We start from the raw sequence: 26,578 nt of genomic DNA, 5'->3' as shown, positions 1-26,578 counted from the left end.
ACCGGGTGTTTCTTGTTGCTTTACTGCCCGGACTCAACTACGTCCGGTCACGCAATTACTCCTGAACCGCGAAGTCGATACGGCGGTTAGCGAAACGGCCGCTTGCCGTCGAGTTATCGGCGATCGGATGCTGGTCGCCGTAACCTTGCGCCATCAGAGAGTCAGCGGAAACACCGTGCTTGACCAGGAAGGCACGCACAGCTTCAGCACGCTTCTTCGACAACGCCAGGTTCGAGCTCGCCAGGCCAACGTTGTCCGAGTAACCACCAATGTTCAGCTTGACCGCCTTGCCTGCGTCCTGGCACGACTTCAGCATCTGAGCCGACTTTGCCAGCGCCAGTTGTGCGTCTTGCGGCGGCACGTCCGAGCCGGTGCGGAAGTTGATGACTTGCAGGTTCAGCACCTTGGCGACATCGGCCGGAGCGCAATCGCTATTCAACGAAGAGAACGCGCTCATGAAGGATTCCTTCGCGCTTTCAACTGCTTGCTTGACGTCGAAAGTACCAACGGTGAAACCGGCGCCAAACAGCGACTTCAGCTTGTCCATCCAGCCGTTGCGCGCGTCCGCTGCCGAACCGCTCAATTCGATCTTTTCACCCGACAACTTCGCTTCCGCGCCCGGCAATTGCATCAGCGGCAACAGGCCGTCGAGCTTGTCGAGCCAGCTTGCGGGCTTGGTGTCCGGATCGACCGTGATCGTTGCGTTCAGATGATCCGCGCCAAACTTCGCCGTCAATGCGGCGAGCAACTTGGCCTTCTCTTCTTCGCTGCCGACCGTGGCATGAATGGTCGGTGCGCCAAGTTTGTCGACGGTGAACGTCAGCAGCGCGTCCTTGGTCGGTGCGGGTGCTGCAACAGCCGCAGGAGCGGAAGCAGGTGCCGAGGCCGGCTCGGCGACTGCCGGTGTGGACGTGACTACAGGTGCTTCGGCGGGCGCGGTCGTCAGCGATTGCTGGTTCGTGCAGCTACGTCCGAACAGCAATGCCAGCAATGCGAGTGCGGCGGCAACTGCCAGCCACCACCATTTCTTCGATCTTGCTTTCTCTTCCACCACAATCTTGTCGAGCGACGGGTTCGTAGCCGACGACGTGCCACTGGAAGTCGAAGGATGTTCCAGATGCGACGACACCGCTTTCAACTGTGCTGCCACGCCGGACAGGAAAGTACCCGCGCCGCCAAGACCCAGCGCGCTGGAGATGTCTTCCGACATGCTTGCCTTGACCATGGGCAACTGATGGCCAAGCAGCGTGGGCAACTGGCCGACGTTGCCGCTGGACCGTGTGAAGTAGTGTTTCAGCACGCCGAACAATGCGGTCGTGACAATGCCGCCCAGAGCGTGCGTTGCACCTACCGATACGCCCGTCTTCGCCGCAACGGCGTTGCTCATTGCATTGATGCGATCTTCGGACGCAACGCCCGTTGCGAGCCGCGTTCCCGAAGCGAGCAATGATTGCAGGCCGTCGCCGTGCACGAGCTGCGGCAGCATCTCAACGATGTTCGCGTTCGAATCCGGCGACATGATGGATGCGAACAGACCGCGCGCGCCTTCAGGCGACGACGCCTTGTTCATGAGCGAGCCGACCATAGCCGGAGCGATCATGCCGACCACACGTTTTGCCGCTTCCGGCGCAACGCCGAGTTTAGTGGCGAGTTGCTGCAACACGCTTTCGGTCAAAGCGCCTTGTACTAGCTGAATAATGTTGATGCTCATTTGATTTGCCTTTCCTTACTTGCGTGATGTCGCCAAACGCCCAAAATGGGATTCGGAATTATAGGTTCGCGTTTAAAGAGATAAGGACTTCCGACTAAAAATCGGAATTACCTCAAAACAGATGATCTAAGGGGATTCTCAAGACATCTTGTTTTAATCGGCGCAATCCCAACGCACGCATTTTTGAGAGCAAAATGTTTGCTTCGACGGAGGTAATCGATGAACCCATCCACCTACGGCCAGACGCACGAAATCATCAACCAGGCGCCGCCGCTCGAGCGCTATAACGCGATGACCGCGGACGCGGTCCTCGTCGCGGCGCTCGATCGCGAAGGCGCAAGCTGGCATCTCGATGCGCTCATTCGGGATGGCCTCGCGCTGACGCAGCCGGAGGTCCTCGCTCTAGCCGATCTCGCCAACCGGCATACGCCCGAACATCATCCGTTCAGTGCGCGCGGGGAGCGGATCGACGCGATCGAGTTTCATCCCGCGTGGCATGCGCTGCTTTCAATGTTGCGCGAGCATGGGCTGCACGCATTGCCGTTCGAATCCGTTGCTCCAAAGCCCGGCGCCATGGTCGCGCGCGCCGCGGGTTATTTTCTCCATGCGCAACTGGAAAGCGGATCGTTGTGTCCACTGACCATGACCTTCGCCAGCATTCCGGTGTTGCAGCAGGAGCCCGCACTTTACGCTCGCCTTCAGGCGCAATTGCTTTCCCGCAAGCACGATCCACGCGATATCCCGCTCGACGCCGGCAAGCAATCCATGATGGTCGGCATGGGCATGACCGAGAAGCAGGGCGGCTCGGACGTGCGCAGCAACCGGACGCGCGCGGTGGCGCTGGGCGCGGAAGGACGCGGCGCCGAGTATCGGTTGATCGGGCACAAATGGTTTTTCTCCGCGCCACAATGCGACGCGCATCTCGTGCTCGCGCGCACGGGCGAAAGCGCGGACGAGAAAGGGCCGATCTCCTGCTTTTACGTGCCTCGCTTCGCGCCTGATGGATCGAAAAACGCGGTTCAGGTTCAGCAGTTGAAGGACAAGCTCGGCAACCGTTCGAACGTCAGCAGCGAAGTGGAATTCCTCGATGCCTACGGCGTGATGATCGGCGAGGAAGGGCGCGGCGTGCCGACGATCATCGAAATGGCGAACTTCACGCGCCTCGATTGCGTGATTGGCAGCGCCGCGTTGATGCGCGCCGCGCTGATCCACGCTGTTCACCACGCGCGGCATAGAAGCGCGTTCGGGGCCCGGCTGATCGATCAGCCGCTGATGCGCAACGTTCTCGCCGATCTTGCGCTGGAGTCGGAAGCGGCAACCGTGCTGTTCATGCGGCTCGCGGGCGCGTTTGAACATTCATCGGCGCCTGAGGAGCGCGCGTGGCGGCGCATCGTGACGCCTGCCGCCAAATTCTGGGTCTGCAAGCGCGCGCTCGAATTTACCGGCGAAGCCATGGAGGTCTGGGGCGGCAATGGCTACGTCGAGACGGGGCCGATGGCGCGGTTTTATCGTGAGGCGCCGGTGAATTCGATTTGGGAAGGCTCGGGGAACGTGATGTGCCTTGACGTGCTGCGGGCAATCGAGCGCGAGCCCGACGCCGCGCGCGCATTGCTCGATTCGTGGCACGCGGTGGCGCATCGGCATCCGGCGTTGGACGAGGCGTTGAAAACGCTGCTTTCCATGCTTCAGGGAGAAGCTTCTTCGCGCGAGGCATCGGCGAGGCGGATTGCGCAGCAGCTCGTGCTGACGGCGCAGGGCGTGTTGCTGGCGCAGCACGCGCCGGCCGAAATATCGGCGGCTTTTATGGAAACGCGTCTGGGCGATGCACGCAGCGCGACCAATCGCGTCTACGGCACACTGCCGGCAAGGTTCGATTTTGCGGCGATTATCGAGCGGGCGTTCGCGGGGTGATGTGTGGCTGATCCGGGCCATGAAGCCGAACGGTTTCTACGCCGCTGGCGAACTGCCCTTGCGGCTCCCCGGCATCCCGGCGACCGGGGCGACCTCCGGCGCCGGTCCTTCATCGATACCGTTTTCTAGCCGGTAGAACCACGCGAGCAATTCCGCGACCGCCTGATACAACGCGGGCGGGATGCGGGCATCGAGATCGACCTGCATCAAGAGCGACACCATGTCCGGCGATTCGTGCACATACAAACCCGCGTCCTTCGCGCGCTGCACGATCATCTCGGCGACGAGTCCGTAGCCTTTCGCCACAACGCGCGGCGCGGCGTCGGGTTTGTTCGTGTCGTAAGTGAGCGCGGTGGCTTGCTTGCGCGCATCGTTTTGCGGGGTCAAGTCGAACTCTCCGCGCCGATCTCCGGCGAATTGACGACTGACTCGGCAACTGATTCGGCGAGCGAGTCCATTGCGCGGACGGTGAGGCTGGCAAGTTGCAACCCGGCGGCTTCGAGCTGCTGCTGGAAATGTGCGCCATCGCGGGCAAGCAGCAGCGCGCCGTCCGCGCTTGCATCGAGCCGCACGACCAGATGCTGCCCGGTGAGCATGAGATTCGCGTCCACGCTGCCGAGCGTCGGCAATGTCAGCGTGACGCGCGTGTACCAGCCGCGTTCGCCGCCTGAAGGCAGGCTCGCCGCATTGTCGTGAATGGCATCGCGGCCATGCGCACCGCGCTCTCGCGGCTGGATTTCCCAATCGACCTTCGCGCCAGGCCATGCTTCTCCGGACCAGCGGAACTGGCCGGTCGCGAGCAGATCAAGCTGCTGGCGCACCAGCGCAATCGTCGACGGATGAATGCCCGCATTGATCGATGCCTGCACGGCCGCATCGTGTAGATCTGTATCGGACGCGTCAGATGCGGATCCGGCAGCGGAGGCCGATCCTCGTGGGGAAAACACGTGCGGTGGCACAGCGCGCACGGACGCCGCCAGCGCCGCGGCCTGCCCGGGCGTGAGCGGCATCGGAACCAGGCGCACGGTGTTCACTGCGCCGGGTGTATCGGCGGAAAAGGTGGGTGGCAACAGGGTTTCATCGATCCACACGTCAGTGGGCGCGTCGGGCTGCGGTTGCGATTGCGGAGCATCAAACGGCAGACCCGCTGTCAGCTTGTCGGCGTGCGCTTGCGGTTCGTTGTTCAGCGACGCCAGCGAACGTTGTCCCGCAAGCCATTGCGCGATGTGACTTTCGTAGAAAAGGCCGCTTTCGCTCACGGTTTTAGCCAGCACCGACGCCAGCGCAGCAGCAGGCAAAACGGGCGGCGGCGCATTGACAGCGGTGGTCTGGGCGGTCGAAGGCGCGTTGATATAAGCCGAAGTCTCCGGCGTGGAAAACAATGACCCGGATAACGTGGCAAACGCGCTCGCGGCGAGCGCCGGGCGCGGTGCGGTGGGCCACAACGGAGTATCGCCCGACATGGGCGGCGTCTCCTGGCCGCCGAACCGGGAAATGGCGTCGAGCGTGCGCGCGACGTTGCTAAGCGCGGTCTGCGCGGAAGCGGGCGGCAGTGTATTCGGCGCGCTGGCGGGCGTCGGAACGGCGAACGCGGGGGTATCGACGAGAAGTTGCGACGTGCCGGCTTGCGCCGCCGCGCCCGAGGTCGATCCACCCTGAGGGCGCAGCGCCGAAAGCAGCATGTCGGCGCGGCTCGCAAGCAGCGCAGCAATGGCGGAGTCCAGACCAGGCATGCCGGTTTCCTCGGGTCACCGGTCTGGACGAGCAGCCCGTCGCCGGTTTTCGGCGGGCTGCAAACACGAACGATAAAAACGTGCTTAACGCAGCCCGATCATTTTTTTCAAAACTCGCGCCGGCCTGTTCACCGCGAACAGCGCCGACAAACGCGCGAGGCTGGGTGCGCTCAAGTCGCGAATGGCGGCGTCGTCGGCGAGAATCCGGCGCACCAGCTCAAACTTGCGGGCACGCGCGCTGTCGTCCAGTTGGGAACCTGCATCGACTTCTCTCAGTCCGTCGATCAACTCGCGATACGCGCCCTGCATGATCTTCAAGTCACTCCAGTCTCCGCCGCGCGCCGCGGCCAGCATGCGCGCAGAAAGTTCAGCTATTGCTTCGTAGTGAGAAAAATATTCTTGTGTTGTTTTCATTATGTGCAGACATATTTCGCAACGTCACGCCGCCGCCATTTTTGCTGCGTCGGGCGCAATTGCAATCCAGGCGTCTTCGAGAGTCGCCAACAAGCCATCGACTTCCACCAGCATCTGCTCGCTTTGCTGCACGTTCGCCTGCAGGAGGCGATGCGACATATACGTATAGAGCGCATCCAGCCGCGCCGCGATTTCACCGCCGGCATCCTTGTTCAGAGCCTGCTGCAAACCGCTTTCTACAATGCCGATCGCCTTCGTGATCGCTTCTCCGCGCGCCGCGATGTTGCCCTGCTGCAGGTGCATCCGCGCCTGGGCGATAGCCTGGCGCGCTCCCTGATACAGCATGACGACGAGTCTGTGCGGACTGGCGCCCATTACTCCGGTTTGCACGCCGACGCGTGCGTATGCGTTGGCTCCCGCGTGTCCCTGGGAAAACATCCGACCTTCTCCTTTGTCAGCCGGAGTCAGCGCTTCTCGCGCCTCGCTCCGGCCCCATGCAACAAGTTGCTGGCGTCTTTCCGCATGGCGCTTGATTGCGGAAAAACGTGATGAACCGATGCAGGCATTCCGATCCAAACTCGTTTATTTGTCTGACCGTTTGCCGTGCTGTTATCTGGGTTATCGGAGAAAGCAGCGAAAGCTTTAGGAAGGCTTTTGCGTCACAACGGGTTCCGGAAAGAGCAATGTTCGCGAGCCGGCGTTCAGATGCCTGTGGTTCGGGTCTTCATCGGGCGGCTCAGACGGAGATGTTCATGATGTCGTTGTAGGCGGACACCAGCTTGTTGCGCACCTGCAGCCCGAACTGAAGCCCCACGTTGGCCTTTTGCATGTCGACCATGACGTCGTTGAGCGAAACGTTTGGCGCACCGATTTCGAACGCGTGCGCTTCGCTCATCGCGCTTTTCTGGGCGCCGCTGATGTTATCGATGGACGATTTAAGCGCATCCGCGAAACTGCCCGCGCTCGCCGCTCCCGATTCGGGCACGACACTGCCGCCCGCGACATTGCCCGCGCCGCCGGCTGCCTGCGTCGCCATGGACTGAAGTTGCTGGAGCGCCGAATTCAGCGGGCTGATGGAAGCATTCATGGTGTCTCCAGAAGGATCAAAAGCGGTAATCAAACGTGTCCAAAATTGCTGTAACCGGCGGCATCGCATGGTGGGCGGCGCTGCTGGGACATCTCGAACCGGGGCCTGTCCCGGGCCTGAAGGCGGGTGTCTGCACCGGAGCCTGGGCGGTTCGCCATGCGGCCTGACCGATTACGAAAAAGTCTAGCAGCGGCGTTGTTTCGCAAAGCCGGGAAAGAGCGCCAAAAGCGGCTTCTGTTCGCCCAATCGACTTACGCGCGCTTACGGATAATTCCTCTCATGAAAGAGTCTGCGATTGCGCCCGGTTTTGCCCGGACGCCTCGCGGAAAACGCAAGATTCGGAGAGCTTCCACGCATGGATTCCACCAACAACCTGATCAACCCGGACGCCCGCATGGGTCTCACAGGCGCGCCGGCGATCGCGGCCGGGTCGATCGCGGCAGGTGCGGGCGGCGCTGGTTTTACCGGCGGCTCGGACTTCGGCGGCAATTTCGGCGGCCGCATGCCGATGCTCAACCAGTTTCGCAATAACCCGCGCATGCCGCTGATCATCGCCGTGGCGGTGCTCGCGGTAATCATCGCGGGACTCGTGATGTGGTCGCGCCAGCCGGATTACCGGGTGCTTTTCAGCAATCTCTCGGATCGCGATGGCGGGGCGATAGTGGCGGCGCTGCAGCAAGGAAACATTCCCTACAAGATCGCCGAATCGGGTGGCGCGATCCTGGTTCCGAGCGAAACCGTGCACGAAACGCGTTTGCGGCTGGCGTCGCAGGGATTGCCCAAGAACGGTTCCGTCGGCTTCGAATTGATGGACAACCAGAAGTTCGGCATCAGCCAGTTTGCCGAACAGGTCAACTATCAGCGCGCGCTGGAAGGCGAGCTAGAAAAGACCATCGCGTCCATCTCTTCAGTGCGCGAAGCCCGCGTGCATCTCGCCATTCCGAAGCCGACCGTGTTCGTGCGTGAAAAGGAATTGCCGACCGCGTCCGTCATGCTCAATCTCTACCCCGGCCGCGCGCTCGACGAAGCGCAAACGCTTGCCATCCAGCACATGGTCAGTTCCGGCGTGGCGGACATGCCGGTGAAGAACGTGACCATAGTCGATCAGGACGGCAACCTGCTCACGCAGCAAGGCAGTGGGCCGAACGGTCTAGACGCATCGCAGCTCAAGTATGTGCAGCAGATCGAGCGCAATACGCAATCGCGTATCGATGCAATCCTGGCGCCGCTGTTCGGCGCGGGCAACGCCCATTCGCAGGTGAGCGCGGATATCGATTTTTCGAAGCTTGAGCAGACCGCCGAAAGTTACGGCCCGAATGCAAACCCGCAAAACACGGCGATCCGCAGCCAGCAATCGAGTGAATCGAAGGAAGAGGGCGCGCCAGGCGTGGGCGGCGTGCCGGGCGCGCTGTCGAACCAGCCGCCGGCGGCAGCGTCGGCGCCTGTTGATGCAGCCGCGAGCGGCGCCGATGCCGCGAAAGCCGCGCCGGTCAACCTGCACAAGGACACCACGACGAACTACGAAGTCGACCGCACGGTACGCCACTACGAACAGCCGATGGGCGGCATCAAGCGGCTCTCGGTCGCCGTGGTCGTGAATTACCAGAAGCAGGTGGACGCCAAGGGCATTGTGACAATGCAGCCGCTGCCCGCCGACAAGCTCGCGCAAGTGCAGCAGCTTGTAAAAGACGCGATGGGTTACGACGAAAAGCGCGGCGACTCGGTCAACGTGGTGAACAGCACCTTCCTGGTCGATACGAACGTAATTCCCGATGTGCCGTGGTGGCGCACGCCGGACATGATCGCGCGCGGGATTCAGTTGGCGAAGTACGCGGGTATCGGCCTCGTGGCGATGTTCCTCTATTTCGCGATGGTGAAGCCGGCGCTGCGCCGCGCGTTTCCGCCGCCTCCGCCGCCCGCGCTCGGCGCGCCGGATGACCTGTCGCTGCTCGACGGTCCGTCCATGCCGAAACCCGCAATCGATGAAGACAAGGATGCCGAAGTCAGCTTGCTCGGCAACGAAAGCAACAAGGCCAAGTTCGAACGCAATCTCGACTACGCGCGGATGATCGCGCGCCAGGACCCGAGAATCGTCGCGACGGTCGTCAAGAACTGGGTGTCCGATGAACGCTGAAGGCCTCAATAAAGCCGCGCTCCTGCTGATGTCGATTGGCGAAACGGAAGCAGCGGAAGTCTTCAAGTTCCTCGGGCCGCGCGAAGTCCAGAAGATCGGCGCGACCATGGCGCAACTGAAGAACGTCACGCGCGAGCAGCTCGATCACGTGATGACCGAGTTCGTGCAGGAAGCCGAGCAGCACACCGCGCTTTCGCTGGATTCGAGCGAATACATCCGCACGGTGTTGACGAAGGCGCTGGGCGAATCCAAGGCGGGCGCGCTGATCGACCGGATTTTGCAGGGCAGCGACACAAGCGGCATAGAAGGCTTGAAGTGGATGGATTCCGCCGCGGTCGCCGAGCTGATCAAGAACGAGCATCCGCAGATCATCGCGACGATTCTCGTGCATCTGGATCGCGATCAGGCGTCGGAAATCGTGGCGCTCCTGACGGAACGCCTGCGCAACGACGTGCTGCTGCGCATCGCGACGCTCGACGGGATTCAGCCGGCCGCGCTGCGCGAACTCGACGACGTGCTCACCACGCTGCTTTCCGGCAGCGACAACCTCAAGCGCGCGCCGATGGGCGGCATTCGCACGGCGGCGGAAATTCTCAACTTCATGTCGACGGCGCACGAAGAATCGGTGATCGAAAACGTCAAGGAATACGACGCAGAACTGGCGCAGAAGATCATCGATCAGATGTTCGTGTTCGAGAATTTGATCGATCTCGACGACCGCGCCATTCAGATGCTGCTCAAGGAAGTGGAATCGGAGACGCTGATTGTGTCGCTGAAAGGCGCGCAACCGCCGCTGCGCCAGAAGTTCCTTGCGAACATGTCGCAGCGCGCCGCCGAACTGCTTGCCGAAGACCTCGATTCGCGCGGTCCGGTGCGTTTGTCGGAAGTGGAAACGCAGCAGCGCAAGGTCCTGCAGGTCGTGCGCAATCTCGCCGAAAGCGGCCAGATCCAGTTAGGCGGAAAGGCAGAGGACGCATATGTCTGACGCGGCAGAAACCGAAAAGAAGGCGCGCATGTCCGCGTATCAGCGCTGGGAAATGGCGTCGTTCGATCCGGTTCCCGTTGATCGCACCGCCGCCGACCAGGCTGCGCTCGAAAAGCATTTGCGCCGCGTGCGCGACGAAGCGCATGCACAAGGTCTGGCGCAGGGCCACGTCGCCGGCCAGGCGATGGGTTATCAGGCCGGTTACGACCAGGGTTATGCCAAGGGCGAAGAAGAAGGCCGCCGCGACGCACGCGCGGAAGCGGCGCGGCTCGCTTCGATGGCCGATGCCTTCAAGACCGCGCTGCAAGCCGCCGACGCCGTGGTTGCCGAAGCGCTGACCTCGCTGGCGCTGGACATTGCGCAGCAAGTGGTGTCCCAGCATTTGACGCTCGACCCCACCGCCGTGCTCGCGGTCGCGCGTTCGGTGATCGCGGCCGAACCGGCGCTTTCCGGCGCGCCGTATCTGATCGTGAATCCAGCGGATCTGCCGATTGTGGAAGCTTATTTGCTGGAAGAATTGCAGGCGGCCGGATGGACGTTCCGCACCGACCCGGACATAGAACGCGGCGGCTGCAAGGCGCACGCGGCAAGCGGTGAAATCGACGCAACCAATGCCACCCGCTGGGAGCGCGTGGCGGCGGCGCTCGGGAGGTCGCAACCGTGGTAATGCAGGCTCATAACGCCGCGAGCGCGGCGCGGCGCGTGACGCAGGAAGGCTTGAGCGAGCTCGAGCAGGAACTCGCGCGGGCGTCTTTCGGACCGCTTGCCGATCCCGATGCCACGCACGAGCCGACGCTGGAAGACATGGCGGCGCAGACCATTGTCGAGCTTGCGGGCATGGTCAACAATCCGCATCTCGATGGCTGGCGCGCGCAGTTGGAAGCCAGCAAAGCGCGCAGCCAGATATCGAAGCCCTTGCGCGCGTGCGGCCGCCTGACCCGCGCGGCGGGACTCGTGCTCGAAGCCGTTGGACTGAAACTCGGCGTGGGATCGGAATGCATGATCGAGTTGCCTGCGGGCAGTTCCATTCCGATGGCCGAAGCCGAAGTCGTCGGTTTCTCCGGCGACAAGCTGTTCCTCATGCCGACCACCGAAGTCTCCGGCCTGCTGCCCGGCGCGCGGGTTTATCCGCTGGAAAGCGCGCCCATCAATGATCCGATGGCCGGCGCCAAGCGGCTGCCGGTCGGCTGGGAAATGCTTGGCCGCGTGGTCGATGCCTCCGGCCGTCCGCTCGATGGACTCGGACCGCTCGGCGCCAAGCGCGATGCGCCGCTCTCCGCGCCGACCATCAATCCGTTGAATCGCGAGCCGATCCACAAGGTCCTCGACGTCGGCGTGCGCGCGATCAACGCGTTGCTCACCGTGGGACGCGGCCAGCGCATGGGCTTGTTCGCGGGTTCGGGTGTGGGCAAATCCGTGCTGCTCGGCACCATGGCGCGCTACACCAGCGCCGAAGTGATCGTGATCGGCCTGATTGGCGAACGTGGCCGCGAGGTGAAGGAGTTTATCGAGCAGATTCTGGGTGAGGACGGACTCGCGCGCTCGGTCGTGGTCGCCGCGCCCGCCGACGTTTCGCCGATTCTGCGCATGCAGGGTGCAACGTATGCAACGTCGCTTGCCGAGTATTTCCGCGATCAGGGCAAACACGTGCTCTTGCTGATGGATTCGCTCACGCGTTACGCCATGGCGCAGCGCGAGATTGCGCTCGCAATTGGCGAACCGCCCGCCACCAAAGGCTATCCGCCGTCTGTGTTCGCCAAGTTGCCGGCGCTCGTGGAGCGCACCGGGAACGGGCCGGAAGGCGGCGGATCGATTACGGCGTTTTATACTGTCTTGACGGAAGGCGACGATCAGCAGGATCCTATCGCCGATTCCGCGCGCGCGATTCTGGACGGACATATTGTGCTGTCACGTTCGCTGGCCGAAGCGGGGCATTATCCGGCCATCGATATTGAAGCGTCGATCAGCCGCGCAATGACGGCGCTTATCGACGATAAACATCTGGATCGCGTGCGCTTGTTCAAGCAGATGTTGTCGCGTTATCAGCGCAACCGGGACTTGATCAACGTGGGCGCGTATTCGAGCGGGCGCGATGCGCTGCTGGATCGGGCGATTGCGTTGTATCCGCGTATAGAAGCGTTTTTGCAGCAAGGATTTCGCGAGCAGGCAATGTTCGAACCGAGTTTGGCCAAACTCGACGAGCTGTTCGCTTAAAGACCCGATAAAGATAATCAGGAAGGAATCGAACCTCCATGTCAAAGCATCTGCCGATCAACACGCTGATCAACCTCGCAGAAGAAGAACTCGAAGCCGCGACGAAAAAGCTCGGCAAGCTGCAGCAGGAACGCAACGAAGTGGAGACGCAGTTGAATTCGCTCGTGACCTACCGCGACGAATATCACGCGCGGTTCACGGCGTCGGCGCAGGAAGGCACGACGGCGCAGACCTTGCGCAATTTCCAGGCGTTCGTGGACACGCTCGATTCCGCGATCAACCAGCAACGCGCGCTGCTGGTGGCCGCAAACGCGCGGCTGGAAGCCGCGAAGCCGGAATGGCAGCAAAGAAAGCAGAAGCTGGGTTCATATCAGGTGCTTGCCGCGCGCGCCGACGCCACGCAGGCCAAACAGGATGCCCGGATCGAGCAGCGAGATTCAGACGAGCACTCCGCGAAGATCTTGCGGATGCGCGCTGAACGGGCTTGAAGTTGGGATAAGGTTTTAACGCGGGTTTTATCTCGCACAAGATACAAGAGGCCATTCATGTCGTCAGTTAATTCCGCTGGTGCGTTGCTGGATTCATCGAGCGTATCGGCTATTTCGCGCAGTGCCGCGGCGGCGTCCGCGCGCGATGAAGCGGCGGCATCGTTCGGGTCGACGCTGCACAACATTACCGTGAAGGCTAATGAGCGGGAGGCGGCGCAAGCCAAAGCCCAGGAACGCGCGCAAGCCGATAAAGCCGCCGCGAAGGCCGCCGCGGCACGAGGCAGCGTGCACGATGCATCCAAAGTCGACGCCGCGGATTCAACCGATCAGGATAAAACGGCGGACGGCGCGGACCAGGTCGCGGCTGCGGATCAAACGGCTTCATCGGCAATCGACAAGTCCGCTTCCGCCGATAAAACCTCAAACGCGACCAAGGCCGCGCCGGGTACGCCGGAGGCGATTGCCGCAGCCGCAGCGGAAAAGGCCGCGCTATTGAAGGCGCGTGCTGCCATCGCCGGCAAAACGCCTGCGGATCTGGCCGACGCGGCAGCAGCCAGCACGGACGCGACATCGACCGATGCCACCGACACAACGGCAACCGATACCCCGTCGCCCACCAAATCCGCCGACGCCAAGGCCGCAGCCGACGCGCTGCAAGCCTCTCTGACGGCGGCGAATGCACAAACTCCGGCCACGCCGCTCAATGTAGCGGCCGTAGCCGCGATGGGCGCGGCGCACGCGGGCACGATGAACAACGGCGCGCCTTCAGGAACTGCGGGCGCCACAGGCACGAAGACAAGCCGCGACACGCCGCTGACAAGCCTTTCGGCCAATGGCAAAAGCCAGGGCGGCGCGGCGGTGGCCCAACAAGGCGGCGCAGCGGCCACGCAACAAGCCGATGCAACCGCGCTCGCCACTCTGACCCAACCCGACGATGGCAGCGCCGCCTACAAGGCCACCGCCGATGCGACTGCACACGCTGGCGTGCAGCAGGCAGCATCGGCGGCGACCAGCGGCGCGACATTGCAGGGCGCAGCGACCGCAGCCGACAGCGCGGCGATTGCACCGCACGTTGGATCGAGCGGCTGGGACGACGCCTTCAGCCAGAAGGTAGTGTTCCTGTCGAATGCGCATCAGCAGAGCGCTGAATTGACGTTGAATCCGAAGGATCTCGGACCATTGCAAGTGGTGCTGCAGGTCGCGGGGAATCATGCGCATGCGCTGTTTGTATCGGATCATGCGCAGGTCCGCGCGGCCGTGGAAGCTGCGTTGCCAACCCTGCGCGAAGCGATGCAGGCAAATGGCATTGGTTTGGGCAGCGCGAGCGTCAGCGATGGATTTGCCGGCAAACAGGCGAGTTCGGGTCAGCAGGATGGTGGCGGCCGTGGGGCGTGGAGCGGATCGGGGAACGGCGGTGGCGTGGGCGCGATCTCCGATGCGGCAAGCACCACGAGTATGCCGCTGCGTCGTCAGGTTGGATTGGTCGATACGTTCGCGTAAAGCCCACCCAAGCGTCACCGCTGCAAAAAGCCGCGCGAGCCTCAACGCCGCGCGGTTTTTTCATGTCCGCCATCCCGCGCGCATCGCAAACGTAAAACACGCTCTTTGCGCAAACTCCCGAGTAAGCCCTAATAACCCCTTCTGTTCGACCCATCGCGCGGCCCTGCTTTCGCCAACAATTCAGGCTACAGAAAGAGGTCCGCAACCATGGCAAGCACAGCAACAGCGCAACAACCCATCGCCCCGGCTAAAACCGGCAAGCTCAAACGCATCCTCCTGATCGTCGCGGGCACCATCGTCCTGCTGGGCGCGGGCGGCGCAGGCGTGTACTTCTGGCTTCATAAAACCGCGACACACGAGCCGGCGAAACCCGCGCCCGCCGCACCGCCGGTGTTCTATCCGCTCGACTCCATGACCGTCAATCTCCAGTCGGACGACGGCATGCATTACCTGCGCATTGGCCTCACGCTGAAACTCCCGGACCAAAAGGCGCAAGCCGCGCTCGCCGAACGCATGCCGGAAGTGCGAAGCCACATCCTGATGCTGCTCTCGGCGAAACATCCCGACGACCTGGCCGGTATCGAAGGAAAACGCGCGCTCGCCAAGGAACTGCTGAGCACGGTCAACACGTTCGGCGGCTCGCCGGAAGAACCCGCGAACGTGCAGGAAGTGCTGTTCACGGAAATCGTCGTCCAGTAACGCGCCGTCGCCAGCAAAGCCGACCGGACAAGCGCAAGACAGGAACCAAGGAAGACTCATGGGCCACGAAGAGTTCATGTCGCAGGAGGAGGTCGATGCCCTGCTCAAGGGCGTCACCGGGGAAGTCGACGTTGTCGCCGACGACACGCGTTTTCAAGGCGTGCGCCCCTATAACCTCGCGACGCAGGAACGTATTGTCCGGGGCCGGATGCCGGGCCTGGAAATCATCAACGACCGCTTCGCGCGTCTGTTGCGCGTAGGCATCTTCAACTTCATGCGGCGTTCGGCGGAGATTTCCGTCGGCCCGGTGAAGGTGCAGAAGTACAGCGAATTCACCCGCAACCTGCCCATCCCGACGAACCTCAACCTCGTCCACGTCAAGCCGCTGCGCGGCACGTCGCTGTTCGTGTTCGATCCGAACCTCGTTTTTTTCGTCGTCGATAACCTCTTCGGCGGCGACGGCCGTTTTCACACGCGCGTGGAAGGACGCGAATTCACGCAGACCGAACATCGCATCATCAGCAAGCTGCTGAACCTCGTTTTCGAGCAGTACGCGGCGTCGTGGAAAAGCGTGCGCTCGCTCAACTTCGAATTCGTGCGCTCGGAAATGCACACGCAGTTCGCAAACGTCGCGACGCCCAACGAGATTGTGATCGTGACGCAGTTTTCCATCGAGTTCGGGTCGACCGGCGGCACGCTTCACATCTGCATGCCGTATTCGATGATCGAACCGATCCGCGACGTGCTTTCGTCACCCATACAAGGCGAGGCGCTCGAAGTCGACCGCCGCTGGATCCGCGTGTTGTCGCAGCAAGTGCAGGCCGCGGAAGTCGAAGTCACCGTCGATCTCGCGCAGATCAACACGACCTTCGAGCAGATCCTGAACATGCGCGCCGGCGATGTCCTGCCGATCAACGTGCCCGAACAGGTCACGGCAAAAGTGGACGGCGTGCCGGTGATGGAATGCGGCTACGGAATTTTCAATGGTCAATACGCGTTGCGCGTCCAGAAGATGATCAGCGCAACCGACACGATGAAGGAAGGTGGATATGAGTGACGTAACCGAACCGGGCACGCTGCCGTCCGACCCGCTGAAAAGCGAGGACTTCGGCATGGACGACTGGGCAAGCGCGCTGGCCGAACAGAACGGCAACGAGACGCCGGCGGCGACAGCATCGGCGGGCGTGTTCCAGCCTTTGTCGAAAGTCGCGGCGCCTGCAACGCGCAATGACATCGACATGATTCTCGATATCCCCGTGCAGATGACGGTGGAACTCGGGCGCACGAAGATCGCGATCCGCAACTTGCTGCAACTGGCGCAAGGGTCGGTGGTGGAACTCGACGGGCTCGCCGGCGAACCCATGGACGTGCTGGTCAACGGCTGCCTGATCGCGCAAGGCGAAGTGGTGGTCGTGAACGACAAGTTCGGCATCCGCTTGACGGACATCATTACGCCATCCGAACGCATCAGGAAGTTGAATCGATGAAACGCTTCGCCGTCGCTTTCCCGGCGCTCGCCCCGGCATGTTCGGCTTTGACGGCCCATGCCGCGGACATGAACGCAGTCAATCACGCGGCGCAGATCGCTTCGGGCGTGGGCGCGGGGACCGCCGTGCCGTCGCTTGGCTTCGGCGCTGTGCTGCAGACCTTGCTCGGGCTGGCGATCGTCATTGCGTTCGTGTTCGGCTGCGCGTGGCTCGCACGGAAGTTCGGCGTGGCGGGTACGAAGCGCACGGGCCTCGTGAAGGTGATTGGCGGTGCGTCGCTTGGAAACAAGGAGCGCGTGTCGGTGGTGGAAATCGGCGATACATGGCTCGTGCTGGGCGCGGCTCCCGGCAATGTGCGGCTCTTGCACAGCATGCCGGCGGGATCGGTGGAACTCGATGGCGTTGAAGCGGGTCCACGGTCGGAAGGACAACCGCTGCAAGGCAGTTTCGGTCAACGTTTTCGCGATGCCCTCGCCGGTGAAGCGACCAAACGTCTGCACAAGTTCGCGGGCGGGAGCAAGTAATGCGGGTATCGCAGGTTCGGTTTATTGCACGGTGGGTGAAGCTGCTGGCGCCGGTCGCACTCACGGCTCTTCCCTACATGGCCTTCGCACAAAGCACGGCGGGTTTGCCGGCTTTCAACACCAGCCCCGGTCCCAACGGCGGCACGACGTATTCGCTCAGCGTCCAGACGATGCTGCTGCTCACCATGCTGTCGTTCCTGCCGGCAATGGTGCTGATGATGACGAGCTTCACGCGCATCATCATTGTGTTGTCGCTGCTGCGTCAGGCGCTCGGTACGACCAGCACGCCGCCAAATCAGGTACTGGTCGGACTGGCGCTGTTCTTATCGCTGTTCGTGATGTCGCCGGTTCTCGACCGCGCTTACAACGACGCCTACAAGCCTTTCTCCGATGGCACGATCACCATGGATCAGGCGGTCACGCGGGGCGTTGCGCCCTTCAAGCAGTTCATGCTGCGCCAGACACGCGAAGCAGATCTCGCGCTCTTCGCCAAGATTTCCAAGGCTGCGCCAATGAACGGTCCCGAAGACGTGCCGCTCTCGCTCCTGGTGCCGTCGTTCGTGACGAGCGAACTCAAGACCGGCTTCCAGATCGGCTTCACCATCTTCATTCCGTTCCTGATCATCGACATGGTGGTGGCGAGCGTGCTGATGTCCATGGGGATGATGATGGTGTCGCCGTCGACCATCTCGCTGCCGTTCAAGCTGATGCTGTTCGTGCTCGTGGATGGCTGGCAGTTGCTGATTGGTTCGCTCGCGCAGAGCTTCGTTTCGTAAGCCTTCAAAGCATAGAGATACACACGATGACACCCGAATCCGTCATGTCGATCGCGCATCAGGCCATGTACGTGGCGCTGTTGCTCGCGGCTCCGTTGTTGCTGGTCGCGCTGGTTGTCGGCCTGGTGGTGAGCCTGTTCCAGGCCGCCACGCAGATCAACGAAAGCACGCTCTCGTTCATTCCGAAACTGCTTGCGGTCGCCGTCACGCTCGTGATCGCCGGCCCGTGGATGATGGAAACGCTGCTCGACTACATGCGCCACGTGTTCACCATCACGCCCGCCATCACCGGCTAGATGTTTTCCGTCACGTATGCCCAGCTCAATGTCTGGCTGACGTCTTTTCTCTGGCCGTTCACGCGCATTCTGGCGTTGATCGCGACCGCGCCGCTGCTTAGCCATCTCGCGGTTCCGGTGCGCGTCAAGGTCGGGCTCGCGGCGTTCATCTCGTTGATCGTTGCGCCGACCATTGGCGCCGTGCCGCAAGTCACCGTGTTTTCCGCCGATGGCGTGCTGATCCTCATCAACCAGTTCTTGGTCGGCGCGGCGCTCGGCATGACCATGCAGATTGCCTTCGCCACGATCGATGCCGCCGGCGAATTCATCGGCCAGCAAATGGGCCTTGGTTTCGCGATGCTCTACGACCCGCGCCAGGGCGGCAACGCGGTGGTGATATCGCGGTATCTGAATACCATCGCGTTCCTTGCTTTTCTCGTCTTCGATGGTCACTTGCAAATGATCAGCGCCCTCGTGCAGACGTTCCAGAGCGTGCCGGTGAGCGCCAACGTGCTCGGCGCAATGGTGCACGCGCGCGGATGGCAGACGGTTGCGACCTACGGCGTGAGCGTGTTTTCGACGGGCCTGCTGTTGTCATTGCCGGTCGTGGCCGCGTTGTTGATCGCGAATCTTGCGCTCGGCATTCTGAACCGCGCCGCGCCGCAGATCGGGATTTTCCAGGTTGGTTTTCCGGTCACCATGCTCGTTGGGTTCTTGCTGATTCAGTTGATGATCCCTAACCTGATCCCGTTCTTTCAACGCATATTTGAAAACGGCATCGATCAGATGGGGCGGGTAGCGGCGGCGCTCTAGCAGCCTGATCCAGACTCGTTTCCTGACAAAACGAAGCTATTCACCGCAAATCTTGCGGAGAATACCGGTCGTAATCACCGCATTCCTTGTCTGCATTCCTTACCCCAATAAAAAAGGCCACCTGAACAGGTGGCCCAAACAACTTCCTACAACCCACATCATTCTCTGAATCCATCCGCTCGATCAATTACCGATGTACTGAAACAGCGACATCTTCTGGATCTGGGCAAACGCCTGCTGCGCGCCTTGCAGCGCGTTCTGTGTCAACTCGTACTGGCTGATCGAACTGACCAGATTGATGCTGGTCAGGTCCTGCAGCGAACTCGCGGTTTGCGTCGATGTCGTCTGCATCGCCGTCTGCGTCGCCGTGACTTCCTGCTCGCGGCCGCCAACCGATGCTTGCGTCGTCAGCACGTTGTTGTACATGTTGTTGATCTTCGTGCCGCCCGTGGTCAGCGCGTTCTGGAGCGTCGCCTGCGCGGCCGGATTGCTCGTGGTCGGCTGCTGCAACGCGCTGATCAGCGAGTCGAGCGTCGAGAAAATGTCGGTATCGGAGGGATTGCCGGTATTGGCCGGCGCGACCGTGAACGAATCGCCGTCACCCGGCGCTCCATCAATCGCCACTTTCTCGCCGCCGCCCAGTTCAATGTCCTGCTGCGCCACGTACGGCGTCGCGGGCGTGATCGTGGCGCCGTTCTGATCCTTGACCGTGTAGGTCGTGGTGGCCGTGGCGCCCGTACCGGTGGTCGCGAACGAAATGGTATAGGTCGATGCATTGCCCGGATTACCACGGTCGCTGACGTTGACCGGGCCAATGGTGCCCGAACCCTTATTGCTCGCCGCCGACGATGAAACCGGCAAGCTCTCGTTCGGCGACACGCTCTGGAACACCGTGGCGCCGTTATCGGCGACGTTGATCGAGCGGCCATCTGCGATCTGCACCTGACGCTGCCCGTTGTCGCCCGCATAGGTCGCGCCCACGCCCGATGCGTTGTTCGTGAACGGCTGCGTGGTGCCTTTGAATCCCGAGAAAATGTAGTTGCCGTTGGCGTCGGTGGAATTGCTGAGCGTCATCAGGTTGTCGCGGTAACCCTGCAACTGGGTCGCCATCGACGCGCGGTCGGTATCGTTGAACGAAGCATTGCCCGCGCGGTTGACGAGCGTCTGAATGCTCTGCATCACATTGCCGATGCTCGTCAGCGTCGAATCTTCCTGCTGCAGCGAAGTCAGCGCGGCCGACTGGTTGGTGGCGTATTGCGACAGCGTGGCGGACTGGGTGCTCAACTGCACGGCTTGCGCTGCGCCAAGCGGATCGTCGGACGCGGTCTGGATTCGCTTGCCCGACGAAATCTGCGCGTACTGGGCCGCGAGCGAGGCCTGCTGGTCGCTCATTGTCTGGACGTTCAGCGTGAAGTACTGCGAGCTGGAAATACGCATCGTGAAAACCTCAGTTGAAGATGCCGAGCAGCGTCTGGAACAGCGAAGAAGCCGTCTGGATGACCTTGCTGTTCGCCTGGTAAAGCTGCTGGTACTGGATCAGGTTGGCGGCTTCCTCGTTCAGGTTGACGCCGGAAACTGCCTGCTGCGCCGACGTCGCCTGGTTGAGCACAGCCGTGGCCGACGTGCTCGATGCCTTCAGCGCGTTCGTCTGGTTGCCGATCTGGTTGACGAAGTTCGCGTAGGAACTGGTCAGGGTGTCGGTGCCGCCGTTCATCGACTTGGCGGTGCCGAGGTTGGCCATGGCGAGTGCGTTGCTGCCATCGCTCGTGCCGCCTTTGTTCACGGCAATCGTGAAGCTGTCTCCCGTCGAAGGCGTACCGCTGATGGTCGCGCTCACGCCGGTGCCGTTGGAAATGGTGAGGCCCTTGTTTGAATCGTACGCGAACGGCGTGCCGGCCGGGACCACGGTGTTGTCCGGCAGCGTGACCGGCTGGTCCGCCGTCATCGTACCGGTGGTGGCGTCGTACTTCAGATTGATGTCTTTCGGCATCGAGTACCCCGCCGTCACGGTCGCCGCCGAGATCTTGCCCATGCCCGTGTTCCCTGTTGCCGCCGATGCCACCGCCGGCGAAGCCGCCGCGATCGCCGATGGATTCGTGCTGGAAAGCGAGAAATTATCGAGTGAACCGCGCGTGGGCAGGATCGTGAACGAATCGCCTTTCGACATCGAACCGCTTGCAATCGATATGTTCATGCCCCCGATGGTGCCGCTCACCGCGCCCGTGGACGAAGCGGTCAACTGGCCGACCACCGCGCCCGACGAGCGGTCGGTGAGCGTGTAGTTGGTGCCGTCGAAACCGAGCGAATAGTCGCCGGTGGGCGGCTGCGTGCCATCGGCAATGGACACGTTCAGCGTTGCATTGCCGCTGTTGCGGGCGTTCGCGTAGACGGTCGGGCTGCCGGTCGAGAACAGCGCGCCGCCGGGGTTGCCGTTCAGGTCGATGCCCAGTTCGTTCTGGTTGTTGAGCTGGGTTGCAAAGCTGGTGGCGATTGCGCCGAGCTTGGCTTGCGCGGGATCGAGCGACTGGCTGCGAAAGTCGAGCAGGCCGCCAATCGTGCCGCCGCCGCTGAACATGGAATCCGGCAGGTACTGGGTTTGTTTCGCCGTTTGCGTGGAGCCGTCGGGCGACGCGTACGCAATCGACAATTCGCTTGGATCCGATGGCGAGGGCGCCGTGGTCAACGCATACGAACTGCTGCCGGCAACGAGTGGCTGGCCGTTGCCGAACGACACGTTGTAGCCGCCGTTGCTGGTGGTGACCTGCACGCTCACCAACTGGCTCAGGTTCGACACCGCGAGATCGCGCTGGTCGAGCAACTGGTTGGGCGGTTGACCGGCCGAGCTTGCGCTTGCGATCTGCACGTTGAGATCGGCGATCTGCTTGGCGTAGCTGTTGACCTGCGACACCGCGCTCGAAAGCGACTGGTTGACGCCGTCGCGCAACTGGTTGTACGTGGTGGCGGCGGCGTTCATCTGATCGGAAAGCGTTTGCGCGCTGCTCATCAGCGTTTGCCGCGTGGCCGTGGTTCCCGGGCTGTTCGCGATCGATTGCAGGCCGGTGAAATAACTGGTGATGCCGGCGCCGATACCCGTCGTCGGATCGCCGACGAGGTTGTTCAACTGCGAGAGCATCGAGTAATACGTGTTCAACGAGCTGCTGTTCGACTGCGAACTGTTGAGCTGCTTCGTGAGGAAATCGCTGTAGGAGCGCGCGACCGTCGCGGTTGTCACGCCTTGCCCGGCGAAACCGGAGGTCGTGTATTGCCCGGACGATTCCTGGTACACGGGGCTTTCGAGCGTATAGCCGGGCGTTGCGGCATTGCTGATGTTCTGGCCGGTCGTCGTCAGTCCCCACTGGGCTGCATTGAGACCGCTCACGCCAATATCGAATAGGTTGCTGGACATGCAAGGATCCTGGTAAAGGCATGACGCCCGGCCCGCCAAATGGCGACACTGATGTATATCGGCCGATATGGAAAAAAGTTGAGTGGCCGCGCGGCATTTCCGTCCATCCGCCGATGCACGACGCACAGAAAACATGCCGCACGCGAACTGCGCCTTTGTCCGGATTATTCATCGGCGGGGCACGAGGCAATTCGTGAAGCAGCGGGGAAATTGGGGGCTAATTCGCCAGATGGAGCGAGGGACGTGAAGGCGTCATGCGCCGTTGAACGCATGAGACGAAAAAAAGCCCGCGATCAAAACGCGGGCGTCATTCCAAAAGCATCCGGAAAACTCGAAACCGCTTAGCGCGCAAGCGACCGGCGCTTCATTTCCAGTTGGGTAATCAGGCGCTGCAAGGTGTTCTCGGCCGACCCGGGCAGGCTCATGAACTTGAAGCCAAGCGTATAGCGCCGGTCGCCCTTGGCATTCACCACTTGCCGGTTCGACATCAGTTGAACGTCGAGCACGACCTTGCCGGGATTGCTGAAATGCAGTTCGACGTCTTTCAGGATCACGCCGATTTCCAGCGCCGCCACGCGTTCGTCCATGGTCCGAAGCGCGACACCGCCAAGCGACAGGTCGTTGACTTCGAAGCGAAAGCGCTCGCCGCTCGGCAATGTACCGCTGCAGATATACGGATCGAGCACGGGCGCTTCCACGCGGAAATATTCGCGCCGCTGCATGTAGAACAGAACCGGGGGAAAGTCGGCTTCGAACGCCGGATGTCCTTCGAAAACGATTTCACGCGGCGAACCTGTCGCGAACTCCACGCGAACGCCATCCGGGCTCGCGCTGAACATCAGGTTCTCGGTCGCGAGAACGGCCAGGTTCTGGTCGGCAACCGCGCCCCAGTCGAAAACGAACGTCCGGGCAAGAGGATTTACGTCGAGCAGGCGCGTCACGATCTGGCCCTTACCGTGATCGACGGTCAGGAAATCGCCTCGATTGACGAGATTGCGCAGAGAAACACCAATTTCCAGCGGATTGCGCCTGCCGAAATCGGGATGGTCGGACTCGTCGTCAGCGATGTCGGAACCGTTCGACTCATTCATGTTCATGGGCTTGCCGTGTTCGTTTGCTCGCGGCACCTCGACTGCCGAGGCTTATGCGCGTCCAGCCGGACCCTGTGGATCCGGCACTTCGATGTTCCATTTAGCGGCAACAGGGCCGGATTATTTAGGGTTGACCGAGAAAAATTACCCAAAAACCCGCTTGAGACCCGCCTAAGCCCGCTTGGAGCCGATTAACCCCGATTTCGCAAACGAAGACATTCAAAGCGCACGAAAAGAAACAAACCCGCTCTCAGCCCCATTTCTATGCGGCTCGGCCGGCGACCGGTCCCACGCGACTCTGAATGCGGGAACCGGGCGCCGGCCGGCTTCGTCTTCTATTGCGACTTTGGCCCCGTCGCTTATGACACATTACTCGTATTACTTTTCGCTCACCCGACAAATTGCAGCAAAACGCGCGCCAGTGCACGCTTCGTCACGCAATGTGACGCATGATCGAAATCAGTTTCTTCGCGTATTGCGGGTCCGTGGCGTAGCCGGCCTTCTGCATGCCGTGAGCGAAACCGACGGCATCGCGCGACGCCTCGACCACCGGCGCGTAGCGCGGATTGCTCTTGAGCACGCTGGCGTAGTCGGTGAGCGCGTCTTCGTACGAGTCGTACGACCGGAACTTCTCCACGACTTTTTGCGGCTTGCCGTTCACGTATTCCGTGGTCACGGCGTTGGTGGTCTTGCCCGTCCAGTCGCTTGTCGCCTTGATGCCGAAGACGTTGTGGCTGGTGCTGCCGTTGGCGTTCTTGATCTCGCGCTTGCCCCAGCCCGACTCCAGCGCCGCCTGTCCAATGATGAAACGCGCGGGAATGCCCGTCGCGGCGGCAGCGGTCTGAGCAGGCGCGGACAACCGGTCTACGAACCCCGCCACTTTGTCCGACCCCACGCCGTGTGCCGGCGGTTCCAGCGCGCTGTTGGCACTGTAGCCCTTGCCCTGCAGCGCGTCCTTCGACCCGCCCGAAGCCGCCGTGTTTGCGTAAGCCTTCGCCATGGCGTTCATGGCGGCGATGTTACCGGCGTTCGCGCTGCTGTCGCCCCCCGCTTCGCCGCCATTCAGGCCCGCTTGCGTGCCCGCGCCCGCGTTGCGCATCAGTTGCTTGAGCATCATGTCGGCCACGCCAATGCCCTTCGAACCCATGTTCTGCGCCATCTGCTGGTCGAGCATGGACGTGAAGGTGGCGGTGTCGTGGGAATCGAACGGGCTGTCCGAGGGCGTGGCGTCGCGCATGCTCTTGAGCATCATCTGCGTGAAGACGGCGTCGAACTGCTTGGCCGCCGCCTTCAAACCTGCCTGCGGCGCGGCGTTGGCCTGGGCGCGCATGGCGTCGAAACCTTGCACGTCGAGCGCGAACCGGTTCGATAAAGAATTCAGGCCGCCGCTCGTGTCCGAGCCGTTCAGTGATGCCAGCGTGCTGTTTGCCGTCCCGTTCGCGTTCATGTGCGCTTAGTCCTTATATGATTTCCAGGTCGGCGCGCAAGGCGCCTGCTGCTTTCATCGACTGGAGGATCGAGATCAGATCAGCCGGCGTCGCGCCCAGTGCGTTCAACGCTTTCACCACGTCGGCAAGCGTCGCGCTCGCCGCAACCGTCTTGAGCGCGCCCGTGTCCTGCTTCAACTGGATATTCGATTGCCGCGCGGCGACGGTCTGGCCGTTCGAGAACGGTCCCGGCTGGCTGACCGCTGTTTGCGTATTGATCACCACGGAAAGATTGCCGTGCGCGACGGCGCAGTTCTGCAGCGTGACCATCTGGTTCATCACGATTGAACCCGTGCGCGCGTTCAGGATCACCTTGGCGGCGGCTTGCGACGGACGGACATCGATATTCTCGAGCTGCGCCATGAACGACACCTGGCTCGTCGGATCGGTCGGCGCGCGAAGCTGGATGGTGCGGCCGTCGAGCGCCACAGCCGTGCCCATGCCGAACTGGTTGTTCACGGCCGCCACGATCTTTTGCGCGTTATCGAAATCCATGTCGCGCAATTCCATCTGCATGGTGCCGCCGGGCTGCGTGAAGGCGCTCGGCACCGCGCGCTCGACCAGCGCGCCGCCCGAGATCCGCCCCGCGCCAAGCGAGTTGACCTGGACCTTGCTGCCGTTCGCGCTCGCCCCGGCGCCACCGATCACCACGTTGCCCTGCGCCATGGCGTAGACCTGGCCGTCCGCGCCCTTGAGCGGCGCCATGAGCAACGTACCGCCGCGCAGGCTTTTCGCATTGCCCAGCGACGAAACCGTGACATCGATTGCCTCGCCCGGCCGCGCGAACGGCGGGAGAACCGCCGTGACCATCACGGCCGCGACGTTCTTCAACTGCATGTTCTGCGTGGTCGCGGCGTTCAGCGTGATGCCGAGATTGCCCAGCATGTTGGTCAGGCTTTGCGTGGTGAACGGCGTCTGCGATGTCTGGTCGCCGGTGCCATCGAGGCCCACGACAAGGCCATAACCGATCAACTGGTTGTCACGCACGCCCTGGAACGAAACCAGGTCTTTCAGGCGTTCGGCTTGCGCCGCTTGCGGCAGCACGGCGGCCAAAGCCAGAGCGAGCGCGCCAAGACAAAAACGGAGAGCGAGTTTCATGATCAGAAGGGCGCCACGTTGAGGAAGAAGCGCTGCAGCCAGCCCATGTTCTGCGCTTCATCGATATAACCCTTCGCCGAATACTCGATCTTCGCGTCGGCGACTTGCGTCGAAAAGACGGTGTTGGCGGCGGAGATGGTCGTGGGATTGACCACGCCGGAGAAGCGCACGAACTCGTTGCCCTGGTTGATGAGCATCTGCTTTTCACCGCTCACGACCAGGTTGCCGTTCGGCAGCACGCCGGTGACGGTCACGGTCAGCGTGCCGTTGAAGGTGTTGGCCGCGCTCGCGCCGCCCGAGCCGTTGAATTTCTGCGAACCGCTCGCCGACAGATTGGTGTTGTTGAAAAGACCGCCAAAAATTCCCGGCGTGGTCGGGACAGCGAAGGCTGCCGCGCTGCCGCGCGCTGCATTCGCTGCCGATGACTTCGTCGCGTTGACGTTTTCCGCGATCACGATTGTCACGATGTCGCCCGTATTGCGCGGCCGCTGGTCTTCGAACAACGGCCGTCCCGCGTAACCCGCGTTGTAGATCGCGCCCGGCGATTGCGCGGTCGTGGACGGCAGGGGCGGACGGGCAGTCATCGGCTGCTGGATGATCGGTTCTTTCGGCACGAGGCCGCATGCGCCGAGCGAAGCGGCGAGAACACCCGCCAGCACGACAGCCATAAGGCGGCGAAACGAGAAAGAAATGAGCGGCATCGTGATGATCCTTCGGAAATACGCAGCGGGCGTCGAGCCGGCTG

At 62.1% G+C, this 26,578-nt stretch carries 27 protein-coding genes; 15 read left to right on the top strand and 12 right to left on the bottom strand.

The window, feature by feature from the left end; genetic code table 11:
• Positions 1-55: 55 nt before the first annotated feature.
• Positions 56-1,711, bottom strand: a complete 1,656-nt coding sequence (locus ACRWA7_RS32635; protein WP_438394803.1) for an OmpA family protein — start codon at positions 1,709-1,711, stop codon at positions 56-58.
• 219 nt (positions 1,712-1,930) lie between these two features.
• On the opposite strand from ACRWA7_RS32635, the gene ACRWA7_RS32630 reads away from it, so the two are divergent.
• Positions 1,931-3,622 carry an isovaleryl-CoA dehydrogenase gene (locus ACRWA7_RS32630; protein WP_438394801.1) on the top strand — a complete coding sequence of 564 codons (1,692 nt, stop codon included), beginning with the start codon at positions 1,931-1,933 and terminating at the stop codon, positions 3,620-3,622.
• A gap of 36 nt (positions 3,623-3,658) precedes the next feature.
• Here ACRWA7_RS32630 and ACRWA7_RS32625 read toward each other — a convergent pair whose 3' ends face one another.
• The 5 genes from ACRWA7_RS32625 to fliE all read right to left on the bottom strand — a co-directional run bounded on the left by ACRWA7_RS32625 (position 3,659) and on the right by fliE (position 6,856).
• Positions 3,659-4,009 carry an EscU/YscU/HrcU family type III secretion system export apparatus switch protein gene (locus ACRWA7_RS32625; RefSeq protein WP_438394799.1) on the bottom strand — a complete coding sequence of 117 codons (351 nt, stop codon included), beginning with the start codon at positions 4,007-4,009 and terminating at the stop codon, positions 3,659-3,661.
• Positions 4,006-5,355: a flagellar hook-length control protein FliK gene (gene fliK, locus ACRWA7_RS32620; RefSeq protein ID WP_438394798.1), complete on the bottom strand. Its 1,350-nt coding sequence runs from the start codon at positions 5,353-5,355 to the stop codon at positions 4,006-4,008. Before fliK ends, ACRWA7_RS32625 begins: the two co-directional genes overlap by 4 nt.
• Before the next feature lie 84 nt (positions 5,356-5,439).
• A complete protein-coding gene (locus ACRWA7_RS32615; protein WP_438394796.1) occupies positions 5,440-5,769 on the bottom strand; it encodes a flagellar protein FliT in 330 nt (109 codons plus the stop codon).
• 24 nt (positions 5,770-5,793) lie between these two features.
• Complete coding sequence (gene fliS / locus ACRWA7_RS32610; protein WP_060817797.1) at positions 5,794-6,207, bottom strand: flagellar export chaperone FliS; 414 nt, start codon at positions 6,205-6,207, stop codon at positions 5,794-5,796.
• A 298-nt stretch (positions 6,208-6,505) separates the two neighbouring features.
• A complete protein-coding gene (fliE, locus tag ACRWA7_RS32605; RefSeq protein ID WP_060817661.1) occupies positions 6,506-6,856 on the bottom strand; it encodes a flagellar hook-basal body complex protein FliE in 351 nt (116 codons plus the stop codon).
• Between the two features lie 35 nt (positions 6,857-6,891).
• Between fliE and ACRWA7_RS32600 the strand changes: the two genes are divergently transcribed.
• The 14 genes from ACRWA7_RS32600 (at position 6,892) to fliR (ending at position 18,751) form a co-directional block, all read left to right on the top strand.
• Complete coding sequence (locus ACRWA7_RS32600; protein ID WP_438394795.1) at positions 6,892-7,023, top strand: hypothetical protein; 132 nt, start codon at positions 6,892-6,894, stop codon at positions 7,021-7,023.
• A 188-nt stretch (positions 7,024-7,211) separates the two neighbouring features.
• Positions 7,212-8,990, top strand: coding sequence for a flagellar basal-body MS-ring/collar protein FliF (gene fliF, locus ACRWA7_RS32595; RefSeq protein WP_438394794.1), 1,779 nt, complete (start codon positions 7,212-7,214; stop codon positions 8,988-8,990).
• The gene (gene fliG / locus ACRWA7_RS32590) at positions 8,980-9,975 is read left to right on the top strand and encodes a flagellar motor switch protein FliG (RefSeq protein ID WP_060817663.1); all 996 of its coding nucleotides are present in this window, start codon (positions 8,980-8,982) and stop codon (positions 9,973-9,975) included. Before fliF ends, fliG begins: the two co-directional genes overlap by 11 nt.
• The gene (gene fliH, locus ACRWA7_RS32585; protein WP_438394793.1) at positions 9,968-10,642 is read left to right on the top strand and encodes a flagellar assembly protein FliH; all 675 of its coding nucleotides are present in this window, start codon (positions 9,968-9,970) and stop codon (positions 10,640-10,642) included. The genes fliG and fliH overlap by 8 nt, the downstream gene beginning before the upstream one ends.
• Positions 10,642-12,189: a flagellar protein export ATPase FliI gene (gene fliI, locus ACRWA7_RS32580; RefSeq protein ID WP_438394792.1), complete on the top strand. Its 1,548-nt coding sequence runs from the start codon at positions 10,642-10,644 to the stop codon at positions 12,187-12,189. The genes fliH and fliI overlap by 1 nt, the downstream gene beginning before the upstream one ends.
• A 38-nt stretch (positions 12,190-12,227) precedes the next feature.
• Positions 12,228-12,677, top strand: a complete 450-nt coding sequence (fliJ, locus tag ACRWA7_RS32575) for a flagellar export protein FliJ (protein ID WP_060817666.1) — start codon at positions 12,228-12,230, stop codon at positions 12,675-12,677.
• 57 nt (positions 12,678-12,734) lie between these two features.
• The gene (locus ACRWA7_RS32570; protein WP_438394790.1) at positions 12,735-14,177 is read left to right on the top strand and encodes a flagellar hook-length control protein FliK; all 1,443 of its coding nucleotides are present in this window, start codon (positions 12,735-12,737) and stop codon (positions 14,175-14,177) included.
• Between the two features lie 207 nt (positions 14,178-14,384).
• Entirely contained in the window at positions 14,385-14,876 is a 492-nt protein-coding gene (fliL, locus tag ACRWA7_RS32565) for a flagellar basal body-associated protein FliL (RefSeq protein WP_060817668.1), read from the top strand.
• A 58-nt stretch (positions 14,877-14,934) separates the two neighbouring features.
• The gene (fliM, locus tag ACRWA7_RS32560) at positions 14,935-15,933 is read left to right on the top strand and encodes a flagellar motor switch protein FliM (RefSeq protein ID WP_060817669.1); all 999 of its coding nucleotides are present in this window, start codon (positions 14,935-14,937) and stop codon (positions 15,931-15,933) included.
• Positions 15,926-16,363, top strand: coding sequence for a flagellar motor switch protein FliN (gene fliN, locus ACRWA7_RS32555; protein WP_060817670.1), 438 nt, complete (start codon positions 15,926-15,928; stop codon positions 16,361-16,363). Before fliM ends, fliN begins: the two co-directional genes overlap by 8 nt.
• Entirely contained in the window at positions 16,360-16,887 is a 528-nt protein-coding gene (fliO, locus tag ACRWA7_RS32550) for a flagellar biosynthetic protein FliO (RefSeq protein ID WP_438394788.1), read from the top strand. Before fliN ends, fliO begins: the two co-directional genes overlap by 4 nt.
• Positions 16,887-17,663 carry a flagellar type III secretion system pore protein FliP gene (fliP, locus tag ACRWA7_RS32545; RefSeq protein WP_060817672.1) on the top strand — a complete coding sequence of 259 codons (777 nt, stop codon included), beginning with the start codon at positions 16,887-16,889 and terminating at the stop codon, positions 17,661-17,663. Before fliO ends, fliP begins: the two co-directional genes overlap by 1 nt.
• Before the next feature lie 26 nt (positions 17,664-17,689).
• On the top strand, positions 17,690-17,959 hold the full coding sequence (gene fliQ, locus ACRWA7_RS32540; RefSeq protein ID WP_056356411.1) for a flagellar biosynthesis protein FliQ: 270 nt from the start codon (positions 17,690-17,692) through the stop codon (positions 17,957-17,959).
• A complete protein-coding gene (fliR, locus tag ACRWA7_RS32535) occupies positions 17,960-18,751 on the top strand; it encodes a flagellar biosynthetic protein FliR (protein ID WP_438394786.1) in 792 nt (263 codons plus the stop codon). It abuts the gene before it with no gap.
• A gap of 183 nt (positions 18,752-18,934) precedes the next feature.
• Here fliR and flgL read toward each other — a convergent pair whose 3' ends face one another.
• From flgL to ACRWA7_RS32505, 6 genes are all read right to left on the bottom strand, one after another.
• Entirely contained in the window at positions 18,935-20,188 is a 1,254-nt protein-coding gene (flgL, locus tag ACRWA7_RS32530; protein ID WP_438394785.1) for a flagellar hook-associated protein FlgL, read from the bottom strand.
• A 10-nt stretch (positions 20,189-20,198) separates the two neighbouring features.
• Entirely contained in the window at positions 20,199-22,157 is a 1,959-nt protein-coding gene (gene flgK, locus ACRWA7_RS32525; protein ID WP_438394783.1) for a flagellar hook-associated protein FlgK, read from the bottom strand.
• A gap of 341 nt (positions 22,158-22,498) precedes the next feature.
• Entirely contained in the window at positions 22,499-23,254 is a 756-nt protein-coding gene (locus ACRWA7_RS32520) for a flagellar brake protein (RefSeq protein ID WP_438394782.1), read from the bottom strand.
• Positions 23,255-23,681: 427 nt separating this feature from the next.
• Positions 23,682-24,695 carry a flagellar assembly peptidoglycan hydrolase FlgJ gene (flgJ, locus tag ACRWA7_RS32515; protein ID WP_438394780.1) on the bottom strand — a complete coding sequence of 338 codons (1,014 nt, stop codon included), beginning with the start codon at positions 24,693-24,695 and terminating at the stop codon, positions 23,682-23,684.
• Positions 24,696-24,708: 13 nt separating this feature from the next.
• Positions 24,709-25,833: a flagellar basal body P-ring protein FlgI gene (locus ACRWA7_RS32510; protein WP_060817677.1), complete on the bottom strand. Its 1,125-nt coding sequence runs from the start codon at positions 25,831-25,833 to the stop codon at positions 24,709-24,711.
• A gap of 2 nt (positions 25,834-25,835) precedes the next feature.
• Entirely contained in the window at positions 25,836-26,534 is a 699-nt protein-coding gene (locus tag ACRWA7_RS32505; protein WP_438394779.1) for a flagellar basal body L-ring protein FlgH, read from the bottom strand.
• Positions 26,535-26,578 lie beyond the last annotated feature (44 nt).

The organism is Caballeronia sp. DA-9, from assembly GCF_051615025.1.
Classification (GTDB): domain Bacteria; phylum Pseudomonadota; class Gammaproteobacteria; order Burkholderiales; family Burkholderiaceae; genus Caballeronia; species Caballeronia sordidicola.
This window is presented reverse-complemented; position numbering and strand designations above follow the sequence as displayed.